Source organism: Actinosynnema sp. NPDC091369, from assembly GCF_044757065.1.
GTDB lineage: Bacteria > Actinomycetota > Actinomycetes > Mycobacteriales > Pseudonocardiaceae > Actinosynnema.
In genome coordinates this window covers 438,386-454,535 of record NZ_JBIVUG010000003.1, presented here as the reverse complement: position 1 = coordinate 454,535, position 16,150 = coordinate 438,386, and the positions used below count along the sequence as shown (strand labels likewise).

Here is a 16,150-nt window from a genome sequence, read left to right as displayed (position 1 = left end):
TTCATGTCAGATCGCGTGTACCCGCCGGTGATCGCCGCGGCCAAACTGATGTTCCGCGTGCTCGACATGCGGATCACCGTGGAGGGCGCGGAGCACGTGCCGACCACCGGCGGGGCCGTGCTGGCCTCGAACCACGTCTCCTACCTCGATTTCATCTTCGCCGGTTACGGCGCGCACCCGGCGCGCAGGCTGGTCCGGTTCATGGCCAAGCACGAGGTGTTCCGGCACCGCGTGTCCGGCCCGCTCATGCGCGGGATGCACCACATCCCGGTGGACCGGGCCGCCGGACAGGCTTCCTACCAGCAGGCGCTGGACGCGCTGCGGTCCGGGGAGATCGTCGGGATCTTCCCGGAGGCCACGATCAGCCGGTCGTTCACGGTCAAGGACGTGAAGAGCGGTGCGGTGCGGTTGGCGGCCGAGGCCGGCGTGCCGCTGCTGCCGACGGCGGTGTGGGGCACGCAACGCCTGTGGACCAAGGGCAGGCCGAAGTCGCTGACCCAGCGCCACGTGCCGATCACGATCATCGTCGGCGACCCGATCGAGCCGACCACGGACGCCGCGCTGCGCGAGCGGATGCAGGAGCTGCTGGACGACGCCCAGGCCCGGTACCCGGAGTCGGGCGAGGGCCAGTGGTGGCAACCGGCCCACCTCGGCGGCACCGCGCCCACGCCGGAGGAGGCCAAGCGCCTCGACGACCGCTGAGCTCTAGGCCGACGCCTCCGGGCCGGACGCGGCCGGTGCCACGCCATCGACGTCCGGAGCGACGGCCTCGGGTGCGGCGGCTTCGGCTTTCGGAGCGGTCACGGCGGCCTTGGCGCGCTTCGGCTTGTCCTCACCGCGCAGGCGCTGCGAGATCACCTGGCTGATGCCGTCGCCCCGCATCGACACCCCGTAGAGCGCGTCCGCGATCTCCATCGTCGGCTTCTGGTGCGTGATGATCAGCAGCTGCGAGTGCTCCCGCAACTGCTCGAACAGGCCGATCAACCGGTGCAGGTTGGTGTCGTCCAGCGCCGCCTCGACCTCGTCCATCACGTAGAACGGCGACGGCCGGGCGCGGAAGATCGCGACCAGCATGGCCACGGCGGCCAGGGACTTCTCGCCACCGGACAGCAGCGACAGCCGCTTGACCTTCTTGCCCGGCGGCCGGGCCTCCAGCTCGATGCCGGTGGTCAGCATGTCGTCCGGTTCGGTCAGCACGAGCCGTCCCTCGCCACCGGGGAACAGCACCTTGAACACGACCTCGAACTCGCGGGCGACGTCCTCGTAGGCCGACGTGAAGACCTCCAGGATCTTGTCGTCGACCTCCTTCACCACGGTCAGCAGGTCGCGCCGGGTCGCCTTGATGTCCTCCAGCTGGTTGGACAGGAACTTGTACCGCTCCTCCAGCGCCGCGAACTCCTCCAGCGCCAGCGGGTTGACCTTGCCCAGCAGCGAGAGGTCGCGCTCGGCGCGCTTGGCCCGCCGCGCCTGCGTGTCCCGGTCGTAGGGCATGGGCTGCGGCGCGGTCACCGGCTCGCCGCGCTCCTTGGCCGCCTCGTACTCGGCGACCTCCTGCGGCGACGGCGGGATGAACACGTCCGGGCCGTACTCGGCGACCAGGTCCTCCAGGCCGATGCCGAACTCCTCGGCGACCTTGGTCTCCAGCTGCTCGATGCGCATCCGCTGCTCGGCCCGCAGCACCTCGTCGCGGTGCACGGCGTCGGTCAGCTTCTCCAGCTCCACCGACATCTCGCGGACCAGGTTGCGCACCTGCGCCAGGAACGTCTCGTGCTGCGACTTCCGCTCCTGCGCCGCGTCGCGCTCGCGGGCCGCCCGCGCCAACGACGCGGCGATCTTCTCCAGCGCGACCTCACCGCCGCGCACCACGGCCTTCGCCACGACCGCACCGCGGGCGCGGGCCGCGTGGGCGCGCTGGGCGCGTTCCCGGGCCTCGCGCTCGGCCCGTGCGGCCCGCCGCAGCCCTTCCGCCTTGCCCTGCAACGCGCGGGCGCGTTCCTCGGCGGTCCGCAGCGACAGCCGGGCGTCCACCTCGCCCTGGCGGGCGGCGGCCAGCTCGGCGGCCATCTCGTCGCGGTGCGCGGTGTCGGGTTCGTCGTCCAGCGGCTGCTCCTGCGCCACCAGCAGGCGTTCTTCCAGCTCGGCGAGCTTGAGCAGGTTCTCCTCGCGGGCCGCCTCGACCTTCTCCCGCTGGGCCCGCGCCCGGTCCACCTCGGCCTCGGCCGAGCGCACCGCCGCGGCCAGCCGGTTGAGCCGCTCCGACGACCGGGCGCGCCGCACCTTGGCCTCGTTGAGCTGCTCCTTCACCGCGGCGACCTCGGCCCGGCGCGCCTGCTGCTCGGCCCGAGCGCCCTCCAGGGCCGCCGTGGACTGCTCCAGCGCGCGCTCCGCCAGCGCCAGCTTCTCCGACGCCTCGTCCACCGCGGCCTGGACCTCGATGACGCTCTGGCTGCGCCCGGACCCGCCGACCGCCCAGTCCGCGCCCAGCACGTCGCCGTCACGGGTCACCGCGCGCACCGACGGGTGCTCGTCCACCAGGCTCCGCGCGGTGGCCAGCGAGTCCACCACGACGACCTTGTCCAACGCCCGGTGCAGTGCGGGCCGCAACGGCTCCGGCGCCTGCACCTGGTCCACGGCCCAGCGCGCGTCCGCCGGCAGCGACGGCCACCCGGACCGGTCGACGGTCACCGGCGCGCCGCCCACCAGCACGCCCGCCCGGCCGGTGTCCTGCTCCTTGAGCAGCTCCAACGCCGCCACCGCGTCCGCGCCCGACGCCACCGCGACCGCGTCCGCGATCGGGCCCAGCGCCGCCGCCAGCGCGACCTCCGCGCCCGGCTCCACGGTCAGCAGCGCCGCCACCGAGCCCAGCAGCCCCGGCAGCCGGGACGCCAGCAACGCGCCCGCGCCGTCCTTGCGGGTCAGCCCCAGCGACAGCGCGTCGACCCGCGCCTTCCACGACGCGATGTCGCGCTCGGCCGTCCGCTCGGCCTTGACCAGCTCCTCGACCCGGCGGCGCGCGGCGTCGTCCGCCTCGACGGCCAGCCGGTGCCGCTCGTCCAGGCCGACGTCGTCCTCGTCCTCGGTCCCGGTCACCTCGCGGGCCTCAGCGAGCTCCTGCTGCACGACCTCGGACCGCTCGACCGCCTCGGCCAGCGCGATCGACATCCGCTCGATCTCCTCGGCGGTCGCGCTCGTCTTCGACCGCAGCGCCTCCACCTGCCCGGACAGCCGGGCCAGGCCCTCGCGCCGGTCGGCGATGGCCCGCACGGCGGCCAGGTGCGCCTTCTCCGCCGCCGACACCACGCGCTCCAGCTCGGCGCGGGTCTCCACGGCCTCGGCCAGCCCGACGCGGGCCTCGGTCACGCCGTCCTGGAGCTCCTGCTCCAGCAGCGCGGTCTGCTCGGCCTCGGCCTCCAGCTCGTCCGGGTCGCGCCCACCGCGCGGCGCGTCGACCGCCGCCGACAGGTGCCGCTCCCGTTCCACGGCCAGCCGCACCGTGCCGCGCAGCCGCTCCTCCAGCGCCGACAGCCGGTACCACGTGTCCTGGGCCTGCTGGAGCTTCGGCGCGTCCGCCGCGACCTGGTCCTCCAGCTCGTTCTGCTGCAACTGGGCCTGTTGCAGCGACTTCTCCACCTCGGCGCGGCGGGCGCGGGCGGCGGCCTCGTCCTGCTCCTCGCGCGCCAACGCCTCGCGCTGCGTCACCAGGTCGTCGGCCAGCAGCCGCATCCGCGCGTCGCGCAGCTCCGACTGCACGACCTGCGCGCGCCGGGCGATCTCGGCCTGCTTGCCCAGCGGCTTGAGCTGGCGGCGCAGCTCGGCGGTGAGGTCGGTGAGGCGGGTCAGGTTCGCCTGCATCGCCTCCAGCTTCCGCAGCGCCTTCTCCTTGCGCTTGCGGTGCTTGAGGACGCCCGCGGCCTCCTCGACGAACGCGCGCCGCTCCTCGGGCTTGGACTCCAGGATCGCGGCGAGCTGGCCCTGGCCCACGATCACGTGCATCTCGCGGCCGATGCCGGAGTCGCTGAGCAGCTCCTGGATGTCCATCAACCGGCACGAGTTGCCGTTGATCTCGTACTCGGTGGCGCCCTCGCGGAACATCCGGCGGGTGATCGACACCTCGACGTAGTCGATCGGCAGCGCGCCGTCGGAGTTGTCGATGGTCAGCGTCACCTCGGCGCGCCCCAGCGGCGCGCGGCCGGACGTGCCGGCGAAGATGACGTCCTCCATCTTGCCGCCGCGCAGGTCCTTCGCGCCCTGCGTGCCCATCACCCAGCGCAGCGCGTCGAGCACGTTCGACTTGCCGGACCCGTTCGGACCGACGACGCACGTGATGCCCGGCTCGAAGCGCAGCGTGGTAGCCGAGGCGAAGGACTTGAAGCCCTTCAGCGTCAGGCTCTTGAGGTGCACGCCGGGCAGAGTACCCGTGCGGGCCTCGCACCAGTCGTCGGCACGCTGACCAGCGCGATCACGGCCGCACCGAGACCAGGACAGTCATGTCGACCACGACGTCGAGCCGTTCGATGTCCTCCACCGGGAACGACGTGGAGCCGGGGATGCGCTCGTCCGCCGGGTGGTCGGTGCCCCACCAGCCGCCGATCTCGGTCCGCCCGGCCCGGTCGTGGACGATCAGCTTGCACCTCGTGCCCCTGGGCATGTTCTCGGTGCTGACCCACAGCTCGGTGCCCCACGACTTGCGGACGAGGTCCGCGCTGGCCACCACGCCGGACGACGCGTCGGCGGCGTGCCAGGTCACGGCGTCGTCCCCGACCAGGTGCGGCACGAGCACCGCGCCCAGCGCCACGAGCACGACCAGCACACCCGCGCCCACCAGGACCGGCCACCGCCGTCGGCGGGTCGGCGCGGGCACGGGCTCCGGTTCGGGCGGCAGCGGCCGCAGGTCGGGGTCTGGCGCGGGGTCGTCGAACGGCAGCTCCAGATCCGCCAACCGGACCTGCCCCAGCAACCCGGGCAGCGGCGCCAACCGCACCATCTCCCGCCGGCAGGCGGCGCACCCGTCGACGTGCCGCTCGAACGACGACCGCTCCGCCGGGTCGAGCGAACCGAGCAGGTAGGCGCCGAGCGCCACGGTCCGGCCACAGCTCATGACTGCGTGACCCCCCGTTCCTCCAACGCGTCGCGCAGCGCGCGCAGGGCGTAGAAGCAGCGCGACTTGACCGTGCCGGGCGGGATGCCCAGCACCACCGCCGCCTCCGCCACCGAACGCCGCCGGTAGTACAGCTCGACCACCACGTTGCGGTGGTCGGTGCTCAGCGCGCGCAACGCCTCCGCGACCTGCCAGCTCTGCAGGACGTGCTCGACCTCGTCGGCGACCGGGGGCAGGTCGCCCGGTTCGATCGGCACCTCGTTGTTGCGGCCGCCGCGCTTGCGGAAGCCGGAGATGACCAGGTTCCTGGCCACGGTGTAGAGCCAGGGCCCCGCGTCGGCGGGGGTCAGCTCGTCGACGTGCCGCCAGGCCCGCAGCAGCGTCTCCTGGACGACGTCCTCGGCCTGCTGGTGGTCACCGCCGACCATGCGCAGGACGTAGCCGTGCAGCGGGCCGCGCCAACGGCCGTACAGCTGCCTGACGACATCTTCGCCACGGTCCACATCGATGTACTACGCCACCGGGCCCCTCGGCGTTCAACGCTCCACGAAACCGGTGAGGCCGCCGCGGGCCTCCGACCAGCGCTCCACGATCGAGTCCACCCGACCGGGGGTATCGCCCGAACGCAACGCGGTCAGCAGGTCGCGGCACGCCGATTCCGGACCTTCGGCGTTCACTTCGACCCGACCGTCACGCAGGTTGGACGCCGAACCGACAAGTCCCAGCTCAAGCGCCCTGGCGCGGGTCCACCACCGAAAACCGACGCCCTGCACCCGGCCCCGCACCCAGGCGGTCAGGCGCACGGTCCGCTCTACTCCAGCCACAAGAGCCATCCTGTCATTTCACCCGTTAGTGGTACGGTGCGCGACCGTGACAGCACGGCGCGGTAACCGATCGGTGATCGGCGGACTCGTCGGCCTGCTCCTCGGCGCGGCCGGTGCGACCGGCGTCGCCTTCGCCAACCCGGAACAGCTCGCCCCGTTCGTCGGGGAAAGCGCAGCACAGCGCACCGGTTCCGACAACACCGGCGTCGGCGGGGTCGGGGGCGTGGGCGAGCCCGCGCAGAGCCGTGCGCCCGAGGTCCTGCCGACCACCGCCGGAACGCCGTCGTCCACCCAGACCGCCACTACGACGACGACCACCACCACCACCGAGACGACCACGACGACGGAGACGACGACCACGACGTCCGAACCGTCCCCCGTGACCACGACGACCACCGCGCCCGCCGACCTGCCGCAGGCGCAGCAGGTCGTCGCCCTGGTCAACGAGGCCCGCGACCTCGCCGGCTGCAAGCCGCTCAAGGTGGACGAACGGGTGGTCAAGGCCGCGCAGGGCCACAGCACCGACATGGCGCAGCGCGACTACTTCTCGCACACCACGCCGGAGGGCGTCGACTTCGCGCAGCGCATGCGCGCCGCGGGCTACCCGAACCCCGGCGGCGAGAACATCGCGATGGGCCAGCGCTCCGCCGAGCAGGTCATGAAAGCCTGGATGAACTCCGACGGGCACCGCCGCAACATCCTGAACTGCGGGTTCACCACCATCGGCGTGGGCCTGGACACCCGCGGCTGGTACTGGACCCAGAACTTCGGCTGGTAGAGCAGACGTCCGACAGACCTTGGGAGAACCGTTGTACGAGACCCCGGAGCCCGAGCGCACCCGCCCGCGCGTGTCGCCCCACGTGCTGCTGGCCGCGTCCGGTGTCGCCGTGTCGACGATCTTCGCCACCATCGCGTCCCTGGCGGGCGCGTCCCCGGACGCCGCACCGGCCAACCAGCTGCCGCGCGAGGACGTCGTGTCCCGCAGCACCCTCACCACGGCGCCGCGCACGTCGTCGTCCTCCTCGGTCAGCCTGACCACCACCGCGGAGTCGACCACCACGACGACCGAGGCCACCACGACCACCACCACGTCGCGCCGCACCCGCGTGACCACGGTGACCAGGCCGGACGGCACCACCACGACCACCGTGGTGGACGAGCCGGGGCCGCAGCCCCAGCCGACGACCACCACGCCGCCGCCGGTCATCACCACCACGGTCCCGCCGACGACCACCTCGCAGTCGCCGACGACCACCACGGCCCCGACGACCACCACGACGACGGCCGCCGGGACGGGCCAGTAACGACATCGTCGGCCGCAGGTGACGGTCCTCCACACCATCGGGTGGAGGACCGCGGCAACGATGCGGCCCGGGACAAGATCCGCCGATAACCCGAACACTGACCATCCGTCCGGATCCCCCACAGGGAGATGGTGTGTTCGAGGAAGATCGACCGGCGACCCCGAAGAAGAAGCTCTCCTCGGTGGCGCTGCTCGCCGCGGGCGGCGCGGCCGTGGCCACCGTGATCGCCACCCTCGCTTCGGTGCTGGCCGGCGGCGGGTCCACGGCGGCGCCACCGCCGGAGCCGCTGGCCGACGTGCTGACCACGGCGAACACGCCGGCGACCGCCGGGCCGGGCGGCGGCACGGCCACGCTGGTGGTCACGGTGTCCAAGCGGCCGGGCGCGCAGCAGCCGCGCGAGGAGGAGGGCTCGAAGCCGGCCGAGCAGGCGGGCCCGACGCCGGAGTCGCTCGCGGAGACGGCGTCGTCCGAGCCGCAGCTCACCAGCCAGCCGCCGAGCAACCCGCCGTCGTCCTTCAGCCCGCCGTCGTCCTCGTCCTCCACGTCCTCGGCCACCACCACCGCGCCGACGACCAAGGACGACGAGGGGACGCCGTAGCTACCAGACGTCGCCGTCGCGCCAGTCGCAGGTGAGGTCGCCCGCCAGGTCGAGCGGCACGACCGGCAGGACGAAGACCCCGTCGTCCTCCTCCTCGGTGCGCTCGACCCCGGCGGGCGTCAGGGCGAACGTCCGCCCGCGCCACCGCTGCCACCCCCGCCCGGCGTAGAACGCCAGGGCGTCCTCCGACGCGCTGAGGGCACCGAGGGAGTACGCGCCGCGCACCACGTCCTCCAGAGCCGCCATCACGGCCCCGCCGACGCCCTGGCGGCGTCGGTCCGCCCGCACCGCGACGCCTTCCACGTACCCGGCCCGCAGCGCGCGCCCGTCGTGCACCAACCGCCGCTGCACGACCGCTCCGTGGCCGATCAGCTCGTCGCCGTCCCACGCGAGCGCGTGCACGCCACCGAGGCTGTGCTCCCAGTCCTCGTCGCCGAAGTCGCCCTCGAACGCCTCGTCCACCAGCTCGCGGACGGCGACGAGCGTCGCCTCGGGCACTTGCCAGGTGTGCAGCACGGAGACAGGTGACACGCCTCACACCCTAAGCCGTCACACCGCGCGCCCCGATCTCGCTCCTCCGGTGACGAAAGGACGGGGAAATGGAAGAGCACATCGTGGTGGTCGGTGCTGGTTACGCGGGCTTGGCCGCCGCCAAGCTGGCGGCGAAGTGGACCGACTCGCGGGTCACCCTGGTCAACGCGCGGGACCGGTTCGTGGAGCGGGTCCGGCTGCACCAGCTCGCGGTGGGGCAGCGGATGCGCGACGTCCCCCTCGCCGAGATCCTCGAGGGCACCGGCGTCGAGCTGGTCGTGGACCGGGTGACCGAGATCGACCCGGAGGCCCGCAAGGTCCGGCTCACCGGCGGTGCGCTGGCCTACGACCGGCTGATCTACGCCCTGGGCAGCTACTCGGACCTGAGCGGCGTCCCGGGCGCGGCCGAGCACGCCCACACCGTCTCGACCCGTGAGGACGCCCAGGAGCTGGCCGTGGCGCTCAAGAACGCCCGCACGGTCGCCGTCATGGGCGGTGGGCTGACGGGCGTCGAGGCCGCCTCGGAGCTGGCCGAGTCGCGCCCGGACCTGGACGTGCTGCTGGTCACCGGCGGCGGGTTCGGCGACGACCTGTCGGAGAAGGGCCGGCAGCACCTGCGCAAGGTGTTCGACCGGCTCGGCGTCCGGGTGCGCGACCACGCGCGCGTCACCGAGGTCCGCGCCGACGGCCTGGTCCTCGACGGCGGCGAGCTGGTCCCCGCCGACACGGTCGTGTGGACGGCCGGGTTCGCCGTGCCGGACCTGGCGGCGCGGGCCGGGTTCGCGGTGGACGGGCGGGGCCGCATGCTGGTCGACCAGACGCTGACGTCGATCTCGCACCCGGACGTGCAGGGCATCGGCGACGCCGCCGCGATGAAGCGCCACGACGGCCTCGAACTGCGCATGGCGTGCGCCACCGGGCTGCCCACGACGCAGCAGGCCGTGCGGGCCCTGGCGAAGCGGCTCGGCGGTGCGCAGCCGGCCGACCGGCTCGACTTCCGCTATCGCATCCGGTGCATCAGCCTCGGTCGCCGCGACGGCCTGATCCAGTTCGTGGACGCCGACGACAACCCGAAGGAGCGCGTGCTCACCGGACGACCGGCGGCGGTGACCAAGGAGCTCGTGGTGCGCAGCGCGCTGCTGTTCCAGAGCCACCCCACCATGCCGGCGGGGTGAGCGGCACGGGGGCCGGTTCGGGCCCGGCTAGGGCTCGAACCGGTAGCCCATGCCGGGCTCGGTCACCAGGTGCCGGGGGCGCGAGGGCTCCGGTTCCAGCTTGCGGCGCAGCTGGGCCAGGTAGACGCGCAGGTAGTGGGTCTCCTTGGCGTAGGCCGGGCCCCACACCTCGTGCAGGAGCTGCTTCTGGGCCACCAGCCGGCCCCGGTTGCGGGCCAGGATCTCCAGCAGGCCCCACTCCGTCGGCGTCAGGTGCACCTCGACGCCGTCCCGGCGCACCTTCCGCGCCGCGAGGTCCACCGTGAACGACGCCGTCTCCACGAGCGCGTCCTCGCCCTCGGCCAGCGCCGAGCGCCGCACCGCCGCCCGCAACCGGGCCAGCAGCTCGTCCATCCCGAACGGCTTGGTCACGTAGTCGTCGGCGCCCGCGTCCAGCGCCTGCACCTTGTCGGCCGAGTCGACCCGCGCGGACAGCACGATGATCGGCACGGTCGTCCAGCCGCGCAGACCCGCGATCACCTCGGTGCCGTCCACGTCCGGCAGCCCCAGGTCGAGCACCACCACGTCCGGCTTGCCCTCGGCCGCCGCCTTGAGCGCTTCCGTGCCGTCGTGGGCGGTCAGGACCGAGTAGCCGCGGGCCGACAGGTTGATCCGCAACGCCCGCACGATCTGCGGCTCGTCATCGACCACCAGCACCTTTGTCACGCTGAGACACTACGCCCGGACCTCGCGGCGCGGTCCCGCCCGACTACGTTCGGCGAAGTCCCTGACGAAGCCTTGATGCGGGCCTGGTCACCCTTTATGCCGTTTTGACGCTTCCCTCTCCGCATCGGTGCGGAAAGCGTGAGTACATCCGGGTGCGAATGCAACCGTTCTCTGGACAGCCGTACTGCGAAAGTGCGAATGTCCTGTCCGAATTCGGACACATGCTCACTCACGGTGAGCCACGAGGAGGTCTGATGACCACCAGTGTGACTAATCAGGACGCGTTACAACTCGTGGTCGCCGTGCACCGGCTGATCCGCAGCCTGCGCCAGTCCGCATCGGTCCGGCGACTGCAGCCCACGCAGTTGCTGGTGCTCGCGGAACTCGCGTCGCAAGGGCCGATGCGGATCGGCGAGATCGCGGTGCGGGCGCTGTGCTCGCAGCCCACGGCGACCACGGTGGTGACGGGTCTGGAATCCTCGGGCCTGGTGCGCCGCGAATCCGATCCGGCCGACGGCCGCGCCACGATCGTGGAGCTGACCGGTCTCGGGCGGGACACCATCCTGTCCCTCGCGCACGGCGAGGCGGAGTTGTTGTCCGAGCGGATTTCCCGGCTCGACCCGGAGGAACGCGACGCGCTGAGAACGGTCACGCCGCTGTTGCGCAGGCTCGCCGACCCGCCGCGGTGAGCGTCAGCCCCGCGGCCGGGGTTGGCAGCGGGGGCACGAGTAGGACGAGCGGTTCATGAACGGCTCGCGCCTGACCGCCGTCCCGCACCGCCGGCACGGCTCGTCCTCCCGCCCGTAGACGGCCAGGGACCGGTCGAAGTAACCCGACTGGCCGTTCACGTTCACGTACAGCGCGTCGAACGACGTGCCGCCCTCGCCCAGCGCCTCCTGCATCACCTGCGTGGCGTGCGCGAGCAGCTCGGCGGCCTTGGCCCTGGTCAGCTTGTCCGCGGGCCGCAGCCCGTGCAGCCTGGCCCGCCACAGCGCCTCGTCGGCGTAGATGTTGCCCACCCCGGAGACCAGCGTCTGGTCGAGCAACGCGCGCTTGATCTCCGTGCGCCGCCTGCGCAGGGCCGCGACCGCCGCGTCCGGGTCGAACGCCGGGTCCATCGGGTCGCGCGCGATGTGCGCCACCGGCCCCGGCAGCCGGGCGCCGTCGACCTCGACGATCTCCGCCAGCGCCAACCCGCCGAACGTGCGCTGGTCCACGAAGCGCAGCTCCGGGCCGTCGTCGGCGAACCGGACCCGCACCCTCAGGTGCTTCTCATCCGGCGCGCCGACGGGCTGGACCAGCATCTGGCCGGACATGCCGAGGTGCGCGAGCATGGCGTCACCGCCCGACAGGTCGACCCACAGGTACTTGCCGCGACGGCGCGCGGCCTCCAGGCGCTGACCGGTCAGGCGCACGGCGAAATCCGCCGCACCGGGCAGGTGGCGGCGGATCGCTCGGGGGTGCAGGACTTCGACCGCGTCGACGGTCCTGCCCGCGACGTGCTCGTGCAGACCTCGGCGTACGACCTCGACCTCGGGCAGCTCGGGCACGGGCGGGAGGTCAGTCCTCGGTGTCGCGCTCGGCGGCAGCCGCGGCGGCCTCGGCCTGCTCCAGCTCTTCGAGCATCTCGTACGCGGCGGCCTGCGGCTTGGTCGGCTTGAGCATCCAACCGCCCGCCTGGGCGGTGTCGCGCACGAGCACGAGGCCCTGGATGCCGCCGTTGCGGCTCGCGTTCAGCGGGCGGGACGGACGCGCGTGGCGCGCGCGCCGGGTCCGGACGTTCGTGGCATACATTTCGGCGTCAGTCTTCCTGGGTAGGTGCAGCCTGAGGTGAAGCCTGGGGTGATGCCTGCGCGGCCGAGCCGGGTGCGTGGCCGTTCCCGGACGCGCCGGTCTCCTGCTCGGCGCGAACCCGTTCGTGCAACACGCGGTAGGCGGCCTCGGCCGCCTTCTGCTCGGCTTCCTTCTTCGTGCGCCCGTCGCCGGTGCCGTGGGCCTGACCACCGACGAGCACCGTGGCGGTGAACTCCTTGCGGTGGTCCGGGCCCTGGTCGTCCACCCGGTACTCGGGGACGCCCAGCCCCGCGGACGCGGTCAGCTCCTGGAGACTCGTCTTCCAGTCCAGTCCAGCACCTCGCAGCGGCGCTTCGGCCAACAGCGGGTCGAACAGGTGGTGAACGAGTTGACGCGCGGTGTCTATGCCGAACTGCAGGTAGACCGCGCCGATGACGGCTTCGAGGCCGTCGGCGAGGATGCTCGCCTTGTCCCTGCCCCCGGTCAGCTCCTCGCCGCGACCGAGCAGGAGGTGCCCGCCCAGGCCGTCGTCGCCGAGCCCCCGGGCCACGCCCGCGAGGGCGTGCATGTTGACCACGCTCGCGCGCAGCTTGGCGAGCTGCCCCTCGGGCAGCTCGGGGTGCGTGCGGTACAGGTGGTCGGTGACGACCAGCCCGAGCACCGCGTCACCGAGGAATTCCAGTCGCTCGTTCGGCGGCAGGCCGCCGTTCTCGTACGCGTACGACCGGTGCGTCAGCGCGAGCGTCAGCAGCTCGGCGTCCAGAGGGACGCCGAGCGCTTCGAGCAACGGGGCGCGGTCGGCGGACCGACCGCGCGACGACCTACCCCCCACGATTCGCCGCTACCTTCGCCAGAGGGGTGATCAGGCCGGCTGGACGACCTGGCGGCCGTCGTACTGGCCACAGGCCGGGCAGGCGACGTGCTGCGGCTTCGGCTGGCGGCAAGCCTTGTTCTGGCAGGCCACCAGGTGCACGGCAGCGGTCTTCCACTGAGCGCGGCGCGAGCGCGTGTTCGAGCGCGACATCTTCCGCTTCGGGACGGCCACGACTAGTTCTCCTCTGGATTGTCACGATTCCCGTCGAACCGCTCCTGGAGAGCAGCCCACCGGGGGTCAATCGTCTCATGCCCGTGGTCGGGGCCGAGATCAGCCAGCTTGCCCCCGCAGTCGACGCACAGCCCGAGGCAGTCCGGCGAGCACAGCGGCACCTGTGGCAGCGCGAGCACGATGGCGTCGCGCACCACGGGTTCGAGGTCGATCAGGTCGTCGTGCAGACGGCTGACCTCGTCCTCTTCGGTGGTCTCGTCGGTGGTGCTGTCCGGGTACGCGTACAGCTCGGTCAGCTCCACCTCGACCTCCGCGGACAGCGGTTCCAGGCAGCGCGAGCACTCCCCTTCGACCACCGTCGCGGCCGTGCCCGTCACGAGCACGCCTTCGACCACCGACTCCAGCAGGAGGTCGAGTTCGACGTTGCCCCCCGCCGGCACCGCGATCACGCCGAGAAGGCCGACGCCCTCCGCGGGCACCGTCCGGCGCACACCGCGGCTGGAGCCCGCACGACGCCCGAGGTCCCTGGTGTCGATGACCCAGGGCCCGGTCGCTGTGGGACGCGCGGCGGCGTGACGATGCTCAGACATGATGTTTGGTGTTGCCGTCGGGGACTTACCACGACCAGCCGGTCAAGGGTACGGGACAACGGGCCCCGGAGTGAAATCGGCTGGTCGGGGCCTCGTCCGGTCGGGTTATTCGTGGTAGTCGAACGGCGCGGCGGCGCTGGCGACGGCCGGCCCGCGCAGGTGCGAGCGGCCCTTGCCGACGCTGCGCAGCGTGTGCGCGAGCAGGTCCTCGAAGTCGGCCAGCTTGCCGTCCACGTACGCGTCGCACTCGCTGCGCAGCCGGATGGCCTCCGTCTGCGCCGCCTCCAGCACGCGCGCCGCCTCGGCGTGCGCGGCCTGCACCACCTCGGTGCCGTCGACCAGGCGCGCCTGCTCCGCCCGGCCCTCCTCGATGGCGCGCTCGTAGTTCGCCCGCCCGGCCTGGACCATCCGGTCGGCCTCGGCGTGCGCCCGGCCCACCAGGTCCTCGTACTCCTGGCGGCCCGCGGCGACGGTCCGCTGCGCCTGGTCCTCGGCCTCGGCGACCATCCGCTCGGCCCGCGCCCGCGCCTCCGACAGCATCCGCTCGGCCTCGTGCTGCGCCTCGGCGACCATCCGCTCGGCGTCGGACCGGGCCTTGCTCACCGCCTGGTCCGCGTCGTGCTGCGCCTTGCCTACCAGCTCGTCGCGGTGGTCGAGCACGTCCTGGGCGTCGTCCAGCTCGGCGGGGATGGCGTCGCGCACGTCGTCGAGGAGTTCGAGCACGTCGCCGCGCGGCACGACGCACCCGGAGGTCATCGGCACGCCACGCGCTTCCTCGACGATCGTGACCAGCTCGTCGAGGGCCTCGAACACCCGGTACACGTCACACTCCTCGCGCCCACAGCAGTACCCGTCCTAGTGTGCCCTGCCGATCTCGTCGCCGCCGGGAGATCGGCAGGGCGTGTCCGGCTAACGGGTGATGTCCACCAGGACGAAGCTCGCGTAGTGGTCGGCCGTGGAGAAGTACGGCTTCGGGTGGCGTCGCCGGTCACGATCCGCCGCGCGCCGCGCGTGGAGGCGCCCGGGGTCTTGACCGTGTGCTCCTTGTAGTAGCCGGTCGAGCAGGCCGGGAGGACGCCCTCGCGGCTGTGGAAGGTCTGGTTGTCCTGCGGGTACGGGTACGGACCGCCCCGCTGGACGAGCCGCACGGTGTCCGTCGCCTGGCTCGGCAGGCTGGACAGGGCCACCCGGCGGAAGCCGGAGGTGTCGCCGCAGGCCGCCCGCGCCGCGGCCGGCGCGGACGTCGCGACCGTGCCCGCCAGGACCAGCAGCAGGGAGAGCAGCACCTTCGCGGTGCGCGATGTGATCTCGCTCATGCCGGTGAACGCTGACCACACCGGGCGACGAGGAGACCGTCGGAAAGTTGACCGGGCGTGACCGGTCAGCGACCCTCGGCGAGCCGCGCGGCGAGCCGGTCCTTGATCGACGGCGGCAGCAGGCTGCTCACGTCGCCGCCGTAGGTGGCCACGTCCTTGACCAGGGAGCTGGCCAGGAAGCTGTAGATCGGGTTGGTCGGCATGAACAGCGTCTCGACCCCGGTGAGCTGGTGGTTCATCTGCGCCATCTGCAGCTCGTAGTCGTAGTCGCTGACCGCGCGCAGGCCCTTGACGATGGCCTTGATGTCGTTCTCCAGGCAGTAGTCGACCAGGAGGCCGTGCCAGGCGTCGACGCGGACGTTCGGCCACTGCGCGGTGACCTCGCGCAGCATCTCCGTGCGCTCCTCGACCGAGAACAAGGTCTTCTTGTTCTTGTTGATGAGCACGGCGACGACGACCTCGTCGAAGAGCTTCGCCGCTCTGCCGATGATGTCCAGGTGTCCGTTGGTGGCCGGGTCGTAGGAGCCGGGGCACACGGCACGCGTCATGGTTTCGGACGGTAGCACCCGATCGGACGCATCCACTCAGGTGCGTGGTCGGCATCACCCGTAGGCGTCAACCTGTTCGGCCCAGTGCAGCGTCGTGTCGCCGTATCGCTTGCTGCGCAAGGATTCCACGGCACTTGGCCAGATCGGTTCAGCACTGCGCGCGTCGCGTTCCACCACGACCAGCGACCCCGGTTTCGTCCAACCGTTCGTGACCAGCGACGCGAGCACCCGGTTGAGCTGCTCGTCGCCCACCGCGTACGGCGGATCGGCGAACACCACGTCGCAGGCCACCTCCGCCGCAGCACCCACCACGGACTCCGCGGTGCGGTTGAGCACCGTCACGCCGGGCAGCGCGACCACCTTGGCGTTGCTCTTCAAGACTTCGGCAGCCCGCTTGTCCGACTCCACGAACGTGGCCCGGACCGCGCCGCGCGACATCGCCTCGAACCCCAGCGCCCCCGACCCCGCGTAGAGGTCGAGCACCACCGCGCCGTCGAGGTCGATCAGGGTCTCCAGCGAGCTGAACAACGCCTCGCGCACCCGGTCGGAAGTAGGGCGGGTGCCGCGCGGCGGCACCCGCAATCGGCGGCCACCGGCGACACCCGCGACAATCCTGGTCACC

General features: G+C 72.4%; 22 protein-coding genes. 7 read left to right on the top strand and 15 right to left on the bottom strand.

Translation table 11 applies throughout. The features are described from left to right. The first annotated feature begins 3 nt into the window (after nt 1-3). Nucleotides 4-702, top strand: coding sequence for a lysophospholipid acyltransferase family protein (locus tag ACIQMJ_RS14655; RefSeq protein ID WP_499761471.1), 699 nt, complete (start codon nt 4-6; stop codon nt 700-702). A gap of 3 nt (nt 703-705) precedes the next feature. Here the strand turns inward: ACIQMJ_RS14655 and smc are convergent, their stop codons facing one another. Genes smc through ACIQMJ_RS14635 form a run of 4 tightly spaced genes read right to left on the bottom strand, consistent with a single transcriptional unit; the run spans nt 706 to nt 5,931 of the window. Beyond that, nucleotides 706-4,401 (bottom strand): chromosome segregation protein SMC, encoded by a 3,696-nt coding sequence (smc, locus tag ACIQMJ_RS14650; protein ID WP_499761470.1) that lies wholly within the window; start codon nt 4,399-4,401, stop codon nt 706-708. Nucleotides 4,402-4,459: 58 nt separating this feature from the next. Beyond that, entirely contained in the window at nt 4,460-5,098 is a 639-nt protein-coding gene (locus ACIQMJ_RS14645) for an anti-sigma factor family protein (RefSeq protein WP_499761469.1), read from the bottom strand. Next, entirely contained in the window at nt 5,095-5,601 is a 507-nt protein-coding gene (locus tag ACIQMJ_RS14640; protein ID WP_499761468.1) for a sigma-70 family RNA polymerase sigma factor, read from the bottom strand. Before ACIQMJ_RS14640 ends, ACIQMJ_RS14645 begins: the two co-directional genes overlap by 4 nt. Nucleotides 5,602-5,634: 33 nt before the next feature. Further along, entirely contained in the window at nt 5,635-5,931 is a 297-nt protein-coding gene (locus ACIQMJ_RS14635) for an acylphosphatase (protein ID WP_499761467.1), read from the bottom strand. Nucleotides 5,932-5,995: 64 nt separating this feature from the next. Between ACIQMJ_RS14635 and ACIQMJ_RS14630 the strand changes: the two genes are divergently transcribed. The 3 genes from ACIQMJ_RS14630 to ACIQMJ_RS14620 all read left to right on the top strand — a co-directional run bounded on the left by ACIQMJ_RS14630 (nt 5,996) and on the right by ACIQMJ_RS14620 (nt 7,824). Continuing rightward, nucleotides 5,996-6,700, top strand: coding sequence for a CAP domain-containing protein (locus ACIQMJ_RS14630; RefSeq protein ID WP_499761466.1), 705 nt, complete (start codon nt 5,996-5,998; stop codon nt 6,698-6,700). Nucleotides 6,701-6,731: 31 nt separating this feature from the next. Continuing rightward, entirely contained in the window at nt 6,732-7,226 is a 495-nt protein-coding gene (locus ACIQMJ_RS14625; RefSeq protein ID WP_499761465.1) for a hypothetical protein, read from the top strand. Between the two features lie 133 nt (nt 7,227-7,359). Then, nucleotides 7,360-7,824 (top strand): hypothetical protein, encoded by a 465-nt coding sequence (locus ACIQMJ_RS14620; RefSeq protein WP_499761464.1) that lies wholly within the window; start codon nt 7,360-7,362, stop codon nt 7,822-7,824. On the opposite strand, the gene ACIQMJ_RS14615 is transcribed toward ACIQMJ_RS14620, so the two are convergent. Further along, complete coding sequence (locus ACIQMJ_RS14615; RefSeq protein WP_499761463.1) at nt 7,825-8,355, bottom strand: GNAT family N-acetyltransferase; 531 nt, start codon at nt 8,353-8,355, stop codon at nt 7,825-7,827. Nucleotides 8,356-8,423: 68 nt separating this feature from the next. Here ACIQMJ_RS14615 and ACIQMJ_RS14610 point away from each other — a divergent pair, with 68 nt between their 5' ends. After that, nucleotides 8,424-9,530, top strand: a complete 1,107-nt coding sequence (locus ACIQMJ_RS14610) for an NAD(P)/FAD-dependent oxidoreductase (protein WP_499761462.1) — start codon at nt 8,424-8,426, stop codon at nt 9,528-9,530. Between the two features lie 27 nt (nt 9,531-9,557). Here the strand turns inward: ACIQMJ_RS14610 and ACIQMJ_RS14605 are convergent, their stop codons facing one another. After that, nucleotides 9,558-10,235, bottom strand: a complete 678-nt coding sequence (locus ACIQMJ_RS14605; RefSeq protein ID WP_499761461.1) for a response regulator — start codon at nt 10,233-10,235, stop codon at nt 9,558-9,560. Between the two features lie 254 nt (nt 10,236-10,489). Between ACIQMJ_RS14605 and ACIQMJ_RS14600 the strand changes: the two genes are divergently transcribed. Beyond that, entirely contained in the window at nt 10,490-10,924 is a 435-nt protein-coding gene (locus tag ACIQMJ_RS14600; RefSeq protein WP_499761460.1) for a MarR family winged helix-turn-helix transcriptional regulator, read from the top strand. 3 nt (nt 10,925-10,927) lie between these two features. On the opposite strand, the gene mutM is transcribed toward ACIQMJ_RS14600, so the two are convergent. The 7 genes from mutM to ACIQMJ_RS14565 all read right to left on the bottom strand — a co-directional run bounded on the left by mutM (nt 10,928) and on the right by ACIQMJ_RS14565 (nt 14,851). Continuing rightward, nucleotides 10,928-11,785: a bifunctional DNA-formamidopyrimidine glycosylase/DNA-(apurinic or apyrimidinic site) lyase gene (gene mutM / locus ACIQMJ_RS14595; protein ID WP_499761459.1), complete on the bottom strand. Its 858-nt coding sequence runs from the start codon at nt 11,783-11,785 to the stop codon at nt 10,928-10,930. 10 nt (nt 11,786-11,795) lie between these two features. Continuing rightward, entirely contained in the window at nt 11,796-12,029 is a 234-nt protein-coding gene (locus ACIQMJ_RS14590) for a hypothetical protein (RefSeq protein ID WP_499761458.1), read from the bottom strand. A gap of 7 nt (nt 12,030-12,036) precedes the next feature. Then, a complete protein-coding gene (gene rnc / locus ACIQMJ_RS14585; protein ID WP_141981102.1) occupies nt 12,037-12,861 on the bottom strand; it encodes a ribonuclease III in 825 nt (274 codons plus the stop codon). Nucleotides 12,862-12,891: 30 nt separating this feature from the next. After that, nucleotides 12,892-13,074, bottom strand: coding sequence for a 50S ribosomal protein L32 (rpmF, locus tag ACIQMJ_RS14580; RefSeq protein ID WP_073896635.1), 183 nt, complete (start codon nt 13,072-13,074; stop codon nt 12,892-12,894). 2 nt (nt 13,075-13,076) lie between these two features. After that, nucleotides 13,077-13,664 (bottom strand): YceD family protein, encoded by a 588-nt coding sequence (locus ACIQMJ_RS14575; protein ID WP_499761457.1) that lies wholly within the window; start codon nt 13,662-13,664, stop codon nt 13,077-13,079. A 105-nt stretch (nt 13,665-13,769) separates the two neighbouring features. Beyond that, nucleotides 13,770-14,486 (bottom strand): SPFH domain-containing protein, encoded by a 717-nt coding sequence (locus ACIQMJ_RS14570; protein ID WP_387487921.1) that lies wholly within the window; start codon nt 14,484-14,486, stop codon nt 13,770-13,772. After that, the gene (locus ACIQMJ_RS14565) at nt 14,417-14,851 is read right to left on the bottom strand and encodes a ribonuclease domain-containing protein (protein ID WP_499761827.1); all 435 of its coding nucleotides are present in this window, start codon (nt 14,849-14,851) and stop codon (nt 14,417-14,419) included. The genes ACIQMJ_RS14570 and ACIQMJ_RS14565 overlap by 70 nt, the downstream gene beginning before the upstream one ends. Here ACIQMJ_RS14565 and ACIQMJ_RS14560 point away from each other — a divergent pair. Then, nucleotides 14,814-15,041: a hypothetical protein gene (locus tag ACIQMJ_RS14560; protein WP_499761840.1), complete on the top strand. Its 228-nt coding sequence runs from the start codon at nt 14,814-14,816 to the stop codon at nt 15,039-15,041. The genes ACIQMJ_RS14565 and ACIQMJ_RS14560 overlap by 38 nt on opposite strands. A gap of 4 nt (nt 15,042-15,045) precedes the next feature. On the opposite strand, the gene coaD is transcribed toward ACIQMJ_RS14560, so the two are convergent. Beyond that, the gene (coaD, locus tag ACIQMJ_RS14555; RefSeq protein WP_499761456.1) at nt 15,046-15,528 is read right to left on the bottom strand and encodes a pantetheine-phosphate adenylyltransferase; all 483 of its coding nucleotides are present in this window, start codon (nt 15,526-15,528) and stop codon (nt 15,046-15,048) included. Between the two features lie 54 nt (nt 15,529-15,582). Continuing rightward, the gene (gene rsmD / locus ACIQMJ_RS14550) at nt 15,583-16,149 is read right to left on the bottom strand and encodes a 16S rRNA (guanine(966)-N(2))-methyltransferase RsmD (protein WP_499761455.1); all 567 of its coding nucleotides are present in this window, start codon (nt 16,147-16,149) and stop codon (nt 15,583-15,585) included. Between the last annotated feature and the right edge of the window lies 1 nt (nt 16,150).

Bases quoted from the DNA above. Each gene is read 5' to 3' on its own strand.
- ACIQMJ_RS14655 (WP_499761471.1), top strand. From the start codon at position 4: ATGTCAGATCGCGTGTACCCGCCGGTGATCGCCGCGGCCAAACTGATG.
- ACIQMJ_RS14645 (WP_499761469.1), bottom strand. From the start codon at position 5,098: ATGAGCTGTGGCCGGACCGTGGCGCTCGGCGCCTACCTGCTCGGTTCG.
- ACIQMJ_RS14635 (WP_499761467.1), bottom strand. From the start codon at position 5,931: ATGGCTCTTGTGGCTGGAGTAGAGCGGACCGTGCGCCTGACCGCCTGG.
- ACIQMJ_RS14610 (WP_499761462.1), top strand. From the start codon at position 8,424: ATGGAAGAGCACATCGTGGTGGTCGGTGCTGGTTACGCGGGCTTGGCC.
- ACIQMJ_RS14600 (WP_499761460.1), top strand. From the start codon at position 10,490: ATGACCACCAGTGTGACTAATCAGGACGCGTTACAACTCGTGGTCGCC.
- ACIQMJ_RS14590 (WP_499761458.1), bottom strand. From the start codon at position 12,029: ATGTATGCCACGAACGTCCGGACCCGGCGCGCGCGCCACGCGCGTCCG.
- ACIQMJ_RS14575 (WP_499761457.1), bottom strand. From the start codon at position 13,664: ATGTCTGAGCATCGTCACGCCGCCGCGCGTCCCACAGCGACCGGGCCC.
- coaD (WP_499761456.1), bottom strand. From the start codon at position 15,528: ATGACGCGTGCCGTGTGCCCCGGCTCCTACGACCCGGCCACCAACGGA.